The 16400-nt window shown below is 37.5% G+C and carries 15 protein-coding genes; 12 read left to right on the plus strand and 3 right to left on the minus strand.

The genetic code is table 11. The features are described 5' to 3' along the window. Window positions 1-44 precede the first annotated feature (44 nt). The 5 genes from AAEU29_RS02435 to AAEU29_RS02455 all read left to right on the plus strand — a co-directional run bounded on the left by AAEU29_RS02435 (window position 45) and on the right by AAEU29_RS02455 (window position 6666). Window positions 45-578, plus strand: coding sequence for a cell division protein ZapC domain-containing protein (locus tag AAEU29_RS02435; protein ID WP_421971902.1), 534 nt, complete (start codon window positions 45-47; stop codon window positions 576-578). Window positions 579-643: 65 nt separating this feature from the next. Then, window positions 644-2776, plus strand: coding sequence for a bifunctional 23S rRNA (guanine(2069)-N(7))-methyltransferase RlmK/23S rRNA (guanine(2445)-N(2))-methyltransferase RlmL (gene rlmKL, locus AAEU29_RS02440; protein WP_421971903.1), 2133 nt, complete (start codon window positions 644-646; stop codon window positions 2774-2776). Further along, entirely contained in the window at window positions 2769-2993 is a 225-nt protein-coding gene (locus AAEU29_RS02445) for a glutaredoxin family protein (RefSeq protein WP_274762609.1), read from the plus strand. Before rlmKL ends, AAEU29_RS02445 begins: the two co-directional genes overlap by 8 nt. A gap of 2 nt (window positions 2994-2995) precedes the next feature. Next, window positions 2996-4906 (plus strand): ATP-binding cassette ATPase Uup, encoded by a 1911-nt coding sequence (gene uup, locus AAEU29_RS02450; RefSeq protein WP_421971904.1) that lies wholly within the window; start codon window positions 2996-2998, stop codon window positions 4904-4906. An 11-nt stretch (window positions 4907-4917) separates the two neighbouring features. Then, window positions 4918-6666, plus strand: a complete 1749-nt coding sequence (locus AAEU29_RS02455) for a DUF3466 family protein (RefSeq protein ID WP_421971905.1) — start codon at window positions 4918-4920, stop codon at window positions 6664-6666. Window positions 6667-6723: 57 nt separating this feature from the next. Here the strand turns inward: AAEU29_RS02455 and AAEU29_RS02460 are convergent, their stop codons facing one another. Further along, on the minus strand, window positions 6724-7236 hold the full coding sequence (locus tag AAEU29_RS02460) for a DUF2062 domain-containing protein (protein ID WP_421971906.1): 513 nt from the start codon (window positions 7234-7236) through the stop codon (window positions 6724-6726). 57 nt (window positions 7237-7293) lie between these two features. Between AAEU29_RS02460 and AAEU29_RS02465 the strand changes: the two genes are divergently transcribed. From AAEU29_RS02465 to tcdA, 7 genes are all read left to right on the plus strand, one after another. Further along, window positions 7294-9450: a DNA internalization-related competence protein ComEC/Rec2 gene (locus tag AAEU29_RS02465; protein WP_421971907.1), complete on the plus strand. Its 2157-nt coding sequence runs from the start codon at window positions 7294-7296 to the stop codon at window positions 9448-9450. Between the two features lie 69 nt (window positions 9451-9519). After that, on the plus strand, window positions 9520-11253 hold the full coding sequence (gene msbA / locus AAEU29_RS02470; protein ID WP_421971908.1) for a lipid A export permease/ATP-binding protein MsbA: 1734 nt from the start codon (window positions 9520-9522) through the stop codon (window positions 11251-11253). Further along, window positions 11253-12224 carry a tetraacyldisaccharide 4'-kinase gene (lpxK, locus tag AAEU29_RS02475; protein WP_421971909.1) on the plus strand — a complete coding sequence of 324 codons (972 nt, stop codon included), beginning with the start codon at window positions 11253-11255 and terminating at the stop codon, window positions 12222-12224. Before msbA ends, lpxK begins: the two co-directional genes overlap by 1 nt. After that, complete coding sequence (locus AAEU29_RS02480) at window positions 12214-12411, plus strand: Trm112 family protein (RefSeq protein WP_421971910.1); 198 nt, start codon at window positions 12214-12216, stop codon at window positions 12409-12411. Before lpxK ends, AAEU29_RS02480 begins: the two co-directional genes overlap by 11 nt. Beyond that, entirely contained in the window at window positions 12399-13154 is a 756-nt protein-coding gene (kdsB, locus tag AAEU29_RS02485; RefSeq protein ID WP_421971911.1) for a 3-deoxy-manno-octulosonate cytidylyltransferase, read from the plus strand. Before AAEU29_RS02480 ends, kdsB begins: the two co-directional genes overlap by 13 nt. A gap of 3 nt (window positions 13155-13157) precedes the next feature. Beyond that, window positions 13158-13826, plus strand: coding sequence for a pseudouridine synthase (locus tag AAEU29_RS02490; RefSeq protein ID WP_421971912.1), 669 nt, complete (start codon window positions 13158-13160; stop codon window positions 13824-13826). A gap of 17 nt (window positions 13827-13843) precedes the next feature. Then, window positions 13844-14641 carry a tRNA cyclic N6-threonylcarbamoyladenosine(37) synthase TcdA gene (tcdA, locus tag AAEU29_RS02495; RefSeq protein ID WP_421971913.1) on the plus strand — a complete coding sequence of 266 codons (798 nt, stop codon included), beginning with the start codon at window positions 13844-13846 and terminating at the stop codon, window positions 14639-14641. 71 nt (window positions 14642-14712) lie between these two features. On the opposite strand, the gene AAEU29_RS02500 is transcribed toward tcdA, so the two are convergent. Together AAEU29_RS02500 and AAEU29_RS02505 are read right to left on the minus strand one after the other, a co-directional pair. Continuing rightward, window positions 14713-15126 carry a SufE family protein gene (locus AAEU29_RS02500; protein WP_421971914.1) on the minus strand — a complete coding sequence of 138 codons (414 nt, stop codon included), beginning with the start codon at window positions 15124-15126 and terminating at the stop codon, window positions 14713-14715. 1 nt (window position 15127) lies between these two features. Then, window positions 15128-16330, minus strand: a complete 1203-nt coding sequence (locus tag AAEU29_RS02505) for an aminotransferase class V-fold PLP-dependent enzyme (RefSeq protein WP_421971915.1) — start codon at window positions 16328-16330, stop codon at window positions 15128-15130. Between the last annotated feature and the right edge of the window lie 70 nt (window positions 16331-16400).

A 16400-nucleotide genomic window follows, 5' to 3' on the forward strand; every position in this document is an offset into this window, starting at 1 on the left:
GATAGCTCTATAATCCTCAAGATGTCACGTTTTGGGGATTTTTTATGTTACAAGCAGGGAAAGATTGGCGATGGTTTACGTGTGAAAACCGTAATCGTCTTGTGTTATTCGTAGAATCGACACAAGAAGAGCTTGTAATGCCTTATAAAACGCGACAATTGACACAATCAGCCATAGAAGGCGGATGTTTTAGCTTAGAAGATGCCGCACTGTATGAGCAAATTTGCCATTATCTTGCAGCATTTAACCTCTGGAGCGAAGGTGAAATTGCTGTTATTGCACTTCATGCGACTGCTGCAAAACTGCATTTAAAACCCGTACTCGCCAAAAGTTGGTTTTTCAAACCTTACCAAGGTCATATTCCAAGTACAGAAGCCATTATTACGCTTAATTCACATCAGCAATCAGGGCAATTTCTAATCATTGAATGCGACAGTGAAAGTGCACTTTGTATGTGCTTAGAACATCACATGCAATTGGATGAAAACTTTTCATTAAATCGCTTTGAGACGATAAAAGTACTTAATGATAGAGTAAACCCTATTTTAATCAATCAATCACAGTTAAAACGCGCATAGGCTTTATCGCACCCTTGTTTTAAAACTGTTATACTTCAGCCAGATTTTTTAACAGGGTTTTTGCTTTGAGCAATTCACTATCTTTTATTGCACTAACGTCGATTGGTGTAGAAAACTTACTTGCTACTGAAATTCAAGATATAGGCGCTGAGATCACCAAGCAAACGGTTGGTTCGATTCGTTTTAATGCGTCAAATTTACAAGCTCAAACATTGTGTCTTGTTAGCCGTTACGCAACCCGTGTGATGATGTTACTGTGTGAATCAGATCAGATTAATACTAAAGATGACCTGTACGGTTTAGCGAAGCAATTTGATTGGCAAGAATATTTTGGCCCAAGCCAAACACTTGCAATTGACTTTAATGGTACAAATCGCGAATTAAAAAATACGCAGTTTTCAACGTTAGTAGTGAAAGACGCAATTGTAGATAGTTTTTTTGCCAGCCATCAACAAAGACCAAATATTTCAAAAACATCACCTGATGTGCGAGTCGTAGGGCGGTTAAATAAAGAAAGATGTGCCCTTTATATTGATTATTCAGGACCAGGTCTTTCTCGTCGCGGATATCGCCCACACCAAGGTGAAGCTCCTATTAAAGAGCACTTAGCAGCGGCTTTGGTTAGTCGCTCAGGTTGGTTAGAAGACCCATCACGCCCACTGTTTGATCCCTGTTGTGGTTCTGCAACGCTTTTAATTGAAGCGGCAATGATGGCATGGAATATTGCACCGGGTCTTTATCGAAAAGAGTTTGCATTTCAATCTCTTCCGGGATTTCGCCCGGCAAAATTTAAAGAATTAAAACAACAATTAAAAGATAAACAAACGGATCAAAAGCTTTACCTAATTGGTAATGACATTGATGGACGTGTGTTAGATAAAGCACGTCAAAATATTGAACATTTACCGTTTGCTAAATTTATTCAGCTAAAACAAGCGGATGCTAATAAATTAACGGCTGTAGCGAAACTGCCAGGTGTGGTTTTATCAAACCTACCTTATGGTGAACGTTTAGGTGAAAAAGCTGAACTGGTAAATTTATATCGCCATTTAGGTGATGCCTTTAAAAAGCATTTTAAATATTGGCATTTAGCGCTTTTTGCTACCGATATTAGTCTATTAGCACTTCTGAAACTTGCAAAGAAAAAGCAATACAAACTTAAAAACGGTCCGTTAGATTGTGTCTTAAATCTTTATGATTTAGATGAAAAAAATACTGAACAATCACGCGAAACAAAGCTTAACTATGATGGTTCAATGGCTTTTGCAAACCGCCTAAAGAAAAACAAACAAGGCTTAAAATCATGGCTTAAAAAAGAGGGGGTTAGTTGTTACCGTTTGTATGATGCAGATATTCCTGAATACAATGTTGCAGTTGATGTGTATAACGAATACTTAGTGATCTATGAATATGCACCGCCAAAAACCATTGATGAAGTAACCGCGGAAAAACGCTTACAAGATGTAATATATTTAAGTGCACAAACGCTTGATATTGCACCAAGTAATATTGTGGTCAAGCAGCGTAAACAGCAAAAAGGTAGCGCGCAGTATCAAAAAGCACAGCGTACCGATAAATCTAAAAATAATATGACCGTTGAAGAGTATGGTGTGAAATTTAAAGTTAATTTGCACGATTACTTAGATACCGGTTTATTTTTAGATCATCGTTTGGCAAGACGTTATATTCAACAAAATTGTAAAGACTTACGTGTACTAAATTTATTCGCATATACCTGCAGCGCATCAACACATGCTGCCGTTGGTGGCGCAAAGTCAGTTACCAGCGTTGATATGAGTAATACCTACTTAAAGTGGGGACGTGAAAACTTTGCTTTAAATAATTTAAACAGTCCACGCTATCACTTTGAACAAGCGGATTGTTTAGCGTGGCTTGAACAAGCAAAAGGTCAATTTGATTTTATCTTTTTAGATCCGCCTACGTTTTCAAATTCAAAACGAATGAAAAAAGAATTTGATGTTCAGCGCGATCACATTAAATTGTTCACCTGGGTAAAACGTATACTTGCACCAAATGGTACTTTGTTATTTTCGAATAATAAGCGCGGTTTTACGATGAATGAAGAAGGTTTACTTGATTTAGGCCTTATTGCTGAAAATATTAGTGAAAAAACACTTTCTCCTGACTTTAAACGCAATAAACAAATTCATAATGCATGGTTAATTCGTAATGCCTAACATCACGCTTTATCATACTGATGGCTGTCATTTATGTGAGCAGGCCTTTGATTTATTTATACAAGCAGGCCTTGAAGAAAATGTTAACTTGATTGACATTGTAGAAAGCGAAGCGCTGATGGCTGAATACCAAACAAACATTCCTGTTGCACAATTTAGCACAGGGACTAAATTATTTTGGCCGTTTACTCTTGAAGACATTTTAAATAATAAGTAAGCATGGATTTAATAAGAATTACAGGTGCCCAGCTGGCGTTTGGCACTCATCCTTTACTCAATAACGCCGACATGCTCATCGAAAGTGGTGAGCGAGTATGTATCGTAGGTCGAAATGGTGCGGGTAAATCAAGTTTGCTTAAAGTGCTTGATAGCCAAATTCAACTTGATGACGGGGAAATTAACCGTTTAAGTGGGTTGAAAATAGCGCGCCTTGAGCAAGACCCACCTAAAGGTGCAAACGGCACTGTTTTTGACTATGTTGCCAATGGTTTACCTCATATTGCATCGTTACTGATTGAATACCATGAAGTAAGTGCCAAGTTAAGTCATGACAATAGCGAGAAAGTGTTAAAACAGTTTGAACGTTTGTCTTCGCAGTTAGAAGCTAACGACGGCTGGCGTTTTGAAACGCAAATTAATCAAGTATTAAGTCAACTAGAACTTGACCCAAATAGCGATTTAACGTCGCTTTCAGGTGGTTGGCTTCGCAAAGTCGCACTTGCTAAAGCATTAGTCGGTGAACCTGATTTATTATTACTTGATGAGCCTACCAACCACTTAGATGTTGCCAGCATTGAATGGTTAGAAAAGTTTCTAAGAGAATTTAGTGGCGCAATTGTATTTATTTCTCACGATCGTGCCTTTATTCGTTCGATGGCGACACGTATTCTTGATTTAGACCGCGGTAAGCTTGTTTCTTACCCTGGAAATTATGAAAAGTACTTAGAACAAAAAGAGCATGCATTAAAGGTTGAAGAAAGCCAAAATGCTTTGTTTGATAAAAAACTCGCTGAAGAAGAAGCGTGGATCCGTCAGGGCATTAAAGCCCGTCGAACGCGTAATGAAGGTCGAGTGCGTGCACTTAAACAACTCCGTGTAGAGCGTAAAGCAAGGGTAGAACGTCAAGGAAAAGCAGACTTTAACATCGAAAGTGCTCAGCGTTCAGGCAAGCTAGTATTTGAAGCTAAGGGTATTAGTCAAGGATTTACAAACAAACCAATTGTGAAAGACTTCTCAACATTAGTTATGAGAGGTGACCGTATTGGTTTAGTTGGGCCAAATGGCGTAGGTAAAACTACCTTGCTTAAAATTTTATTTGGTGAATTGTCACTAGATTCAGGCAAAGTAAAACAAGGTGTTAACTTGGAAGTTGCTTACTTTGATCAATATCGAGCCGTACTTGATGAAGAAGCAAGCGTGCAAGACAACGTTGCTGACGGTAAGCAAGAAGTCAATATTGGTGGTCGTAGCCGACATGTGCTTGGTTATTTACAAGACTTCCTATTTCCTCCTGCACGCGCTCGCTCGCCAGTTAAATCTCTGTCTGGTGGTGAAAAGAACCGACTTTTACTTGCCAAACTGTTCTTAAAGCCAAGTAACATTTTAGTGCTCGATGAGCCAACCAATGATCTTGATGTTGAAACGCTTGAACTTCTCGAAGAAATTTTAGCCAATTATCAAGGTACTGTATTGGTTGTGAGTCACGACCGTGAATTTATTGATAATACATGTAGCACTGTTTGGGGCTTTTTGGGTGACGGTAAAGTAGTTGAAGTTGTTGGTGGTTATCAAGACTTTCAAAATTATGCTGCGTCACTTGCTGAAAGAAATGCAACTGAACAAAAACAAAATGACACAGAAAACGACAAAAAAATCAGCGATAAGCCTTTAGCAAAAAAATCAGGCAAGTTATCATACAAATTAAAACGAGAACTCGAAGAGCTACCGGCTTTATTAGAATCGCTAGAACAAGAAGTTGAAGAACTTCAGGAAGTTGTTAATTCTCCAGATTTTTTTAAGCAAGATAGTGAGCAAACTCAGAAAACCTTGAACCAATTACAACAAGCAGAGTCGAAGCTTGAAACCGCTTTTATGCGCTGGGAAGAATTGGAACAGTTACAGGATCAGTAGTAGGAATAAAAATGAAATATAAATTACTTGCAGCGGCAGTTTTTGCTGCAATCACGCCTCAGGTTCAAGGCGCTACTCCATATGTTTTAGAAGAACTTGGTAACCTTAGTTACGCAAAACACGCATTTGTAACTGATATGAATGAAGCTGGTCAAGCAGTTGGCATGGCACAAGGTGTATTTGATATTCATATTGATGTTGCTGAACTGGACTTCGAAGATTCAGCAATCAAAAACTACTATGAAGGGCGTAAGAGTGCATTTGAAAATATTGATGAAGAAATTACGTTTACCTTAGAAGATATTCAAAACGGTACAATTAACGGAGATGCACAGCAGTTTTTGCAGGATTTTCTACGCGAATACTATTCAAGTAGCCGTTACCAAAAAATCTCAGCTAACAAAAGCTTAGAATACAATGTAGGGATTGAATTTAACAACCCTACGACTGAAAAAGTTTTTTTTGATGTTGAAGATGCAGATTATGAAGGTTTAACCCGTTCTGTTGAAAATATTTACACTGCTATTTCTGAAGATGGCGTAAAAGTTGGTTGGGGTTCTGCTCCTTATACTAAGATTCAATTTACCCCAGATGGTGACACGGAATCAGAAACGCATTATATCCGTGAGTTTACACGCCGTGGTTTTGTAATTACACCAGCTGGTGAACGCGTTGATTTAATGCCAATTGAGCAAACGTACGGTGGCATTTCAACTGCAACGGGTATTCAGAAAACCTCCGATGGTTATGTTGTGGTAGGTGAATCATCAGTTAGTATTGCATCAGATGCTCAAGAATCATTGGATAATCGTTGTGACGGCGAAGCACTGCCTTTAGAAGTATGTTATGAAAGCTATGTTACATCAAGTACACGAGCACTTTTTAACCGTCATGCAACAAAATGGATTTTAGATAATGACTTTAATGTTGTTGATACCATCGATTTAGGTATTGGTATTGTTCCTGATGAAGATGAACAAAAAGATGCGTGGATAAGTGCAGCTTTAGCAATTAGCTCAAATGATATAGCAGTTGGTTATTCGGTTGTTCGCTATAAGGATGGTGACAGTAAAAGAATCTATCCTGTTTATTATAAAGATGGCGATGTTGTTGAGTTTATTGATGAAAGCAAATATGAAAATGGTGGTCGTGCTGTAGCTATTAACAATAATAATATATTTACTGGCTATGCTATTCAAAAAATTGAAAACACATCTCGCAGCAAGTTTTTCTATCATGATATTGCCACTGGAGAAACCATTTTTCCGAAGGATTTCTTCAAAAGTAGCTCTGCAGTTGCAAACGATATTAACGATAATGGTTTAATTGTTGGCCAAGGTGAAGTTGAAACAACGTCTTCTGCAAGTCGTCGTCGTGAGGGCTTTATTTACAACATTAATACTGAATCATTTACCAACTTAAATGATTTACTACCATGTTATGCCAGCGATGGTGAAACCGCATACCCATATGTAGTGGCAGAAGCAATCGGCATTAATAACGACGGTACGATTTATGGTACAGCGACTAAAACTGTTGATAAACGAGATGCACAAGGTAATGTGGTAGTAGATAGCACTGGTAAAGTTGAACAAGAAAGTATTGTTGTTCCTGTAAAACTTACTTATAACCCAAATGGTGTAGCAGATACTTGTCCACCAAAGGAAAAAGAAACCTATGAGCGTCAAGGCGCTTCTACAGGCTTGATTGGCTTATTACTTCTTCCGCTTGTGGCCATACGAAGACGATTTTTCAAATAACATAAAAAAACCTCACAATCTTGTGAGGTTTTTTTTGATTTGAAAAAACGTAAAAAATCACTTCTTATTGTTACGTGCTTTCCACTGTTTTAATACTGAATAACGCCAAAGGTAATCAATACCAAAGTAACCAATAGCAGAAGCGGCTGCGGCACATACAAAACTACCTACCATAAATGCCGGTCCAATACTCGACAAACTGTCAACAAACCATTGCCAATTGGCTTCAAAAGTAAAATCTTGCTTTTGCTGCCCAAGCACCAAATAGCCAACTAAATAGTTAAAATAGAAAATAGGTGCCATAGTTAAAGGGTTAGTGATCCACACTAAAGCAACAGAGAGCGGTAAGTTAACGCGAAATGGAATCGCAATTGCTGCACTTAGCAGCATTTGAAAAGGAACTGGAATAAATGCCCAAAATAAGCCCACGGCGAATGCACCACGTGCAGAACGTCTATTTAAATGCCATAAATTTGCATCATGTAATACGTCACCAAAAATACTAAGCGTTTTATTTTGCTTAATCTTGTTGTGATCTGGTAACAACTTTTGGATCGTCTTTTTTGGCATCGCGGTATACATCTTCCTTTTTGGCAAAGCATTGCATGCTTTGTTCTAGGCTGCATATTGTCGCTATTTTTACTCAATACGCCAGTCTTTTTTTTAACAATTACACTGATTGTACTAGTGGGTGTATTAACAATACCTAATCTTAAGACAAAGATTGTTGTTATTAGTGCGTTATTATTCGGTTTGGCATATCCAATTATCTACTACCACTGCATCTATGATACTCACTTGAGTTACGCCGAATTACAGCAAAAACAGCTGATTAAAGGAAATGTCGAGCGCATTGATGACTATTTATATACCTATCGGCTGAGTGTCAAACCATCTGTATTAGGCACGGAAAAAATAGCTAAACATAAAAAACTCACACTACAACTTTATTTAACAAAACAGAGTTTCGATAAAAACACGGTGAGAATAGGGGATACAATTACAACATTAGTTAAATTAAAACCCATTGTGCCAGTAGTAAATGAAGGGATTTTTGATCGCCGCCTTTATAATTTTTATCACGGCATAAAATATAAAGGCAGCATTAGCAATAACAGTCTATTTAAAGTAACCAGCAAAGATATCAAGCAAAGAGCGCGATTTATAGAGTTCTCAGAATATGCTTGGCTTTACTCAGCTGTTTTATTTGGCGATACCAGCAAAATGCCAAGAGAATTTAAAGATATATCAAGACAGTTAGGCATTTCACATTTATTTGCCGTTTCAGGGTTACATATGACGATTGTGTTTGCTTTTAGTTATTGGGTTATTCGGGTTTGCTGTCTGTTTTTTAATAAATTTAATCGTTTAAAGGTATTACCACTTTTAGTAGGTATTCTATCTTGTGTTTTATATTTACACTTTTCTAATTATGCCACTTCAGCGCAACGTGCTTTTATAATGCTTTGTGCTTTTTGCATCTGCTGGCAAATTAATCGTGCATACATTGGCTATCGAGCGCTTATGTTTGCGTTACTTTGTGTATTTATTTTTAACCCATTTGTGCCATTAACTGTTGGTTTTTATTTTTCGTTTGCTGCGGTGTTCAGTATTCTTATTTCACTCGATTTAATCAAAAAATTTAAAATTAGGTCTTACTTAGCTAAATTTTTCGTTCTTCAAGTTGCTATTACAATAACGTTAATACCAGTTACGGTGTTCTTTTTTAATGGTTTTAGCATTTACAGTTTGTTTGTAAATTTAATTGCCATTCCTTTTTTCTCTGTTGTGCTAATGCCCGGCATCTTATTGGTTTCGTTACTATCAGCACTATTGCAATCAGAGTTATTTATAATCTTGCTTGATCCACTACTTGCTTTGATTGTGGCTAGCATTAATGAATTTAATGATATTGGCTCTTGGCTAAATTTACCGAGTATCAGTTGGCAACTAACAGTTTTGCTTCTGATAAGTAGTCTACTTTTGCTTTACACCCGTTATTCACTTTATTTAACACTGCCATTAATGGTGTTTTATTTATCACAAGCAAGTTTTAACCAAGAGCAGTTGGTGATCAGAGTGTTAGATGTAGGTCATGGATTGGCAGTGCTGTTAAGTCACAATAACCAAGCTGTTTTATATGATGTTGGCGCAAAATACAGTGATTATAGTTATGTAAAAAGTGTGATTTTGCCTACATTAAGAATCAATAACCTTAAATTGATGAGTACAGTGATAAGCCATGATGATAATGATCACAGTGGCGGTTTAAGCCATATTATTGAAAATGGCAAATTAGCTACCATCAGTGGCTTTGGCAAAGCATGTAGCTTTAAGGCAAACTGGTTAAGTAACATCACATTTGAATCAATTTCGATAAACACAGCGTTTAAATCTGACAACAATAATTCGTGTGTAGTTTTAGTTACTTATAAACATTTTAAGTTGTTGCTAACTGGAGATATTGAGAAAAAAAGAGAACACGCACTTTTAAATGATAAGAGAATTGCTGATATTGATGTGCTTATATCACCACATCATGGAAGTAACAGCTCGTCAACTGACGCGTTTATTAAGCATACTAATCCGTCATGGGTGTTACATTCAGTAAATGCATATAATCGTTGGAAATTTCCTTCGCTTAAAGTGGTTGAGCGTTATGCTTCAAATAATATAAAACAGTTAGCCACATACCGTGGCGCAATCAAAGTAAGTGTAACGGATACAAACTACACAGTTAGTTCGCAAAAACAGCTAAAAAATTATTGGTTTCTAGTTGATTAACACTCAGTTCGACTTGGGTTTTACAAATAGGCGCTATACAATAAGCACAAATCAACTTAAGTTTCACTCATGTCGACCTCATCAGAATATTACAAACGCTTATTAACCTATGTAAAGCCCCATAAATTAGCTGCTACTTTTGCCATAATTGGTATGCTGGGCTATGCCGCAATGGATGGTCTTTTTGTATATTTGATGGATCCATTTATTGAACAAGGGTTAACCGCTAAAAACCAAGAAGTCATGAAATGGGCACCTGTAGTCGTCGTTCTGTTGGTACTTTTCCGTGGGGTGTTTAACTTTGTCTCAAGCTATTGCTTAGCAAATGTGGGTTCACACGTGGTGATGGCTATTCGCAAAGAATTATTTGCTAAATTACTTCATTTACCGGTGTCATTTCACGATCAGCATTCAACTGGAGAGCTCATTTCAAAGATCACCTTTGATGCAGAGCAAGTACAAACAGCGATAACAAAAGCCTTAATCACTATAGTAAGAGAAGGCGCATTTGTTGTTTTCTTGGTAATTAATATGTTAGTGGCAAGCTGGCAATTATCATTGTTATTTATTCTAGTTGTACCGGTTGTAGCTGCTATTGTATCAGTTGTTTCTAAAAGGTTTCGCGTAATTGCAAAACGAATTCAAGATGCAATGGGTGGCGTAACCCGCGCGTCTGAGCAAATGGTGAAAGGGCATAAAGTTATTCATTCATTTGGTGGTCAAGAAATTGAACAGCAACGTTTTGCTGATGTTAATAACCGTAACCGTCAACAACGTGTAAAAATGGATGCGACAAAAGCACTTAGTGTTGCCAGTATTCAAATTATTGCAGCATCAGCAATTGCAATGGTGTTGGCTGCAATTGGCTTTAACCTTGTTGAACCAATTTCTACAGGTGCGTTTGTTAGCTTGTTAACTGCAATGATGATGATGCTGCGCCCGTTAAAACAGCTATCAAATGTGAATGTAGAATTGCAGCGGGGTATCGCTGCAGCAAAAAGTATTTTTGATATTTTAGATTTAGATAATGAAAAAGATACAGGCTCAAAAACGCTGGAAAAATGTGATGGTCATATCACCATTGAGAATTTGTCGTTTGCCTACCCAAATACAGAGCGCAATATTCTAAACGAACTATCGATGGATATTAAACCTGGGCAATCTGTTGCATTAGTTGGGCGCTCGGGTTCTGGTAAATCAACACTTTCTAACTTATTACCTCGTTTCTACGATACCTATACGAGTGGTGATATTAAACTTGATGGGCTATCGCTTAATAGCTTTGATTTAACTTGGCTACGTGAACAATATGCCATCGTCTCGCAACAAGTTGTGTTATTCAACGATACGATTGAGAACAACATCACTTACGGTTTTAAAGGTGAGATCACTTCGGAAAAACTACAAAAAATTGTCGAGCAATCACATGTTTGGGAATTTGTAAAAGACTTACCAGAAGGTTTACAAACCATTGTCGGCGAAGATGGCGTAATGCTATCAGGCGGTCAGCGTCAACGCATTGCAATTGCACGTGCACTTCTTAAAAATGCGCCAATTTTAATTTTAGATGAAGCTACATCAGCACTTGATACTGAGTCAGAAAAATTAATTCAACATGCGTTAAACGACTTAATGAAAGGCCGAACTTCGATTGTTATTGCGCATCGTTTATCAACGATTGAAAACTCTGATGTTATTTATGTTTTGGATAAAGGCCAAATAATCGAGTCGGGCTCGCATACTGAGTTACTTGAAAAGCAAGGAGCTTATTTAGCGCTTCAAAAAATGCAGGCAAATGATTAATGAAGCTAGTTGAGCGCAGTTGGTACAGTAAATTCGGCATTACATGGTTGCTATTACCTCTTAGCGCGCTGTTTTACTTGGTTGCTAAATACCGTTTTTATACTCTGCGTAAACTACAAAACCAAAGCGATAAGCCCAAAGTGATAGTTGTTGGCAACATTGCAGTTGGCGGTACGGGTAAAACACCCTTCACAGTGTTTCTTGTTGAGCATTTAAAAAAGCAAGGCCTGCGTGTTGCCGTAATTTCACGAGGCTATGGTGGTGAAGTTCAATCTAAACCTTTATTAGTTGATGAGAATGTTAGCGCAGAGCAATCTGGCGATGAACCAAAATTGATTGCCCTTAGGTGTAAAGTACCTGTTGTAGTTTTTCCAAAAAGAAATGAAAGTATTTCATTTTTAAACAACAAGTATTCATTAGATGTCATTATTGCCGATGATGGTTTGCAACATTACCAAATGCCTAGAGCTATTGAGTTATGTATTGTCGATGCTACTAGGCGTTTTGGTAACAAATTAGTTCTACCTGCGGGCCCTTTAAGAGAGCCATGTTCCAGGCTAAATCATGTTGACCTAACAATATATAACGGTGATACGTGCAATATTGGGTATACGCTCGTTGTTGATGGTGTATACCGAGTGAAAGATCAAAAAGAAATTACCGATTTCTATGAGCCGTTAACCTTGATTAGTGCCATTGGTAACCCATCGCGCTTTGAGAAAACAGTAGATGAAATGAATATTAAGGTGCTCGGTCATCATATATTTAAAGATCATCATAATTATCAAGATACTGACTTTGCAATGCTAACAGGTCCATTGTTAATGACTGAAAAAGACGCTGTAAAATGTCAGGCATTTGCAAAATCAAATTGGTACTACTTAAAAGTATCAGCACAACCAACACAACAATTGCTCAACAAACTTGGGCAGTTATTAAACGACAAAGGGATCCATAACCATGGCATTTGATACTAAATTACTTGAAATTATTGCCTGCCCAGTAACTAAAGGTCATCTTAAGTTTGATAAAGAAAATCGAGAACTTATTAGTACTCAAGCTAAACTTGCTTATCCAGTACGCGATGATATTCCGGTGTTATTAGAAGAAGAAGCGCGTGAGTTAACGCTTGAAGAGGTTGAAAAGTGGAATTCCTAGTCGTTATTCCCGCGCGTTATGCATCGAGTCGTTTACCTGCTAAACCCCTTGCGGATATTCAAGGTAAACCTATGGTGCAACACGTTTATGAAAAAGCACTTGCTTCAGGCGCTCACCGCGTTATTGTGGCGACTGATCACCCAGCGATATTCGATGTTGTAACCAAATTTGGCGGTGAGGCTTTGATGACGCGAGAAGATCATGATTCAGGTACAGAACGATTAGCTGAAGTAGTTGAAAAATTAGCACTTTCAGATGATACCATTATTGTAAATGTACAAGGTGACGAGCCATTAATACCACCTGAAAACATTTCACAAGTAGCAAGGCTATTAGCATCAGACAGTGCACCGATGGCGACATTAAGTGTCGCAATTTCTGATGTAGAAGAAGCCTTAAACCCGAATGTAGTTAAAGTGGTTGCTGATAATCAAAATAACGCAATTTACTTTTCACGAGCAACCATTCCTTATGATCGAAATCGCTTTTTAGGCAAAGATAAAATTTCTGAAATAGGGGATTTTTATCAACGTCATATTGGTATTTATGCTTACCGTGCTGGGTTTATCAAAGAATATATTTCACTTGAAGTGTCTCCTCTTGAGCAAATTGAATCACTTGAGCAATTACGTGTGCTTTATCATGGCAAAAAAATTAAAGTACAAACAGCAGTAATCGCACCGCAAGCAGGTGTTGATACGCCTGAAGATTTAGCAAAAGTGAATGCGTTTTTAGCTAAGTAAGCAATGGTACTTAATATAATTTACAGCTGTGAAGATTTTTATGTTGTTGAAAAACCGCATAACGTTAGTTTTCATAGTGAAGAGGGAGTAGGTTTTTTTGCAAGCTTTGAGAAGCAAGTAAACGAATCTCTTTTTCCCGTTCATCGCCTTGATAAAATGACATCAGGCCTTGTTTTAGTGGCGCGAAATAAACAAGCAGCCACTGAATTTGGTGAGATGTTTAGTCAAAAACAGCAAGGAAATATTAGTAAGTACTATGTTTCGATTGCCACAGGTAAACCTACAAAAAAACAAGGTTGGGTAAAAGGTGACTTAGTGAAATCGCGTCGCGGTTGCTATAAGTTACAAAAAACCACAGAAAACCCATCAATTACGCGTTTTGTTTCATGTTTAATTTCGCCTGGACTACGTTTGTATTTATTACAGCCAATCACAGGTAAAACGCATCAATTGCGTGTAGTTCATAAAAGTTTGGCAGTGCCGATATTAGGTGATGAACGCTATGGAGCAGATGCAAGTGAGCGCGGTTACCTTCATGCATTTGCACTAAAGTTTAATTTTAAAGGCACTGATTATTCGTTTTTAAATATGCCAAAAACTGGGTTATATCAACAGCCTGAAGTAATTTCCCTGATTGAACAATGGCAACAGCCATGGCACGTTTTTAATTAAGATATATTGGAACACTTATGACAGAGTCATATCAGAATCGCTTTGGCGGCATCGCACGTTTATATGGCGTTAAACAACAAGCGCTACTTTTAAACGCACATTTCTGCGTTATTGGTATCGGTGGTGTTGGCAGTTGGGTTGCTGAAAGCTTAGCTCGTACTGGAATTGGTAATATTACGCTAATTGATTTAGATGATATCTGTGTTACCAATGTAAATAGACAAATTCATGCGCTATCTTCAACAATTGGCGAAGCAAAAGTGGATGCCATGGCGAGTAGAATTAGCGAAATCAATCCAGACTGTAAGGTAAGTATTGTTGATGATTTTCTGACGCTTGAAAATATCAAAGAGCATATTCAAAACTTCGATTATGTAATTGATTGTATTGATCAAGTAAAAGTAAAAGCGGCACTCATTGCTCATTGTAAGCGAAATAAATTGCCAATAATTACTATTGGTGGAGCAGGTGGTCAAATCGACCCAAGTCAAATCAGAATAGGGGACGTAGCTAAAACTAAGCAAGATCCTTTGCTTGCAAAAGTACGTTATTTATTGCGTAAGCAATATAACTTTTCAAATAACCCAAAACGAAAATTTAGTGTTGATTGTATCTATTCAGAAGAACAACTTGTGTATCCATCGAGTGATGGTTCTGTATGCCATGCAAAAGCGGGCGCTGATGGTAATATGAACATGGATTGCCAAACGGGTTTTGGTTCACTTACTATGGTAACTGGCAGTTTTGCGTTCTTTGCTGCTGCAAGAAGTGTGAAAAAATACCTAGAGAAATGTGAGCGTAACAATCAAGTATAGAAACTTTGATTGTTAGCTATACATTTAAATTCTAACAATTGCATACAATATATTTAGTTCACTTGGTAACACTAACTATTTTGTATTGCAAAATCAGAAATTTTTTGCGCAATTGCTAGAATTCCATTACCTCTACTTGGGCTTAAATGTTGAATAAGCCCAAGAGATTCAAATTCAGATTGAATATTTATTCGTTTAAATTCATCAATTGTTAGTCCGTTAACCATTGAGCAAATAATAAATATAAGCCCTTTAACAATACGCGTATCTGAATCTGCACTAACAACCAAACGTTCTTCACTTTCATCAAAATCGATATATAGCCACACGTTGCTTTCACAACCATGTACTTTTGCGTCGTCAATTTTTAATTCATTTGGTAATTTTGGCAGTTGTTTACCAAGCAACATAATGTCACGATATTTGTCTTGCCATGCATTTTTGCTAATAAAATTTTGCTTAAGGTTTAAATATTGTTCAGTCATATTAATCTAATAATTCAATAGCTTGTTTAAGTGCAAAGATAAATTTGTCGATATCTTCATAGTTGTTGTAGCAACTTAAACTCACTCGAATGGTACCTGCGACGCCAAGTAAATTCATAAGTGGCTGCGTACAATGATTACCGCTTCTCACTACAATACTTGATTGATCTAATAAGGTTGCAACGTCTAGGTGATGCTCGTCTTTATAATTAAAACTTACAGTGCCGATATTATTTTCTAAATCACCATAAAGGGTGAGACCATCAATTTTTTTAAGTTGTTCAATTGTGTATTGATACAAGGATTGTTCATAACTACGCTGTGTGTGCATTGCTTCTGAGTTTAAAAAATCGAGCGCGGCACCAAAACCAATAATACCGGCTATGTTCGGGGTACCTGCTTCAAAACGTGCATTGCCTTGACGGTAGTGTGAACTTGAAAAGCTAACTTGCTCAATCATTTCACCGCCAGTTTGATAAGTATCAAGAAGGGCAAGACTGTGAGGCTTGGCTATCAGTGCACCCACACCGGTAGGGCCGAACATTTTATGCGCAGAAAGCACATAAAAATCACTGTTTAACGTGTCCAAATTGGGCTTAAGATGTTGCATAGCCTGTGCACCATCGACCAAGGTGATTGCATTAACATTTTTTGCTGCATCAATTAGTTGTTCTATCGGTAGTATATTACCAAGGGCATTCGATGCATGGGTCACAGCCACAAGTTTAGGTTTTAAACTGCTTATCATGTTTAAACTTGCTGAAATGTTTAACAAACCTTGATGATTAATTGGTAATACACGCAGCTCTGCACCAGTACGTTTACACAATTCTTGCCATGGAACCAAATTAGCATGATGCTCTAATGCGGATACAACAATGATGTCGTTAGGCTCTATGTGTTTATCGATGCTTGAAGCAACCAGATTAATTGCTTCAGTCGCGCCTTTGGTCCACACAATCTGCTCAGGTGAAACAGCGCAATGAGCAGCTAATTTTGATCTAGCTTGCTCATACATTTGTGTTGTATTGCTCGCTAATTGGCTAACACCACGATGAACATTAGCATTATTAAAATTATAAAAATGGCAAAGTGCATCGATTACACATTGTGGCTTTTGAGTCGTAGCGCCATTATCTAGGTAGATAAAATCTGAATGTGAAAAAAATGGAAATTGTGACCGTATTTCGTGATTATCTAACATGGTTCTACCCTAAAAACTGAGCAGCGATTTTAAAGAAATGAATAATATTTGGCAATGAATGGGGTGTTTC

The organism is Pseudoalteromonas aquimarina (genome assembly GCF_049257255.1).
Classification (GTDB): domain Bacteria; phylum Pseudomonadota; class Gammaproteobacteria; order Enterobacterales; family Alteromonadaceae; genus Pseudoalteromonas.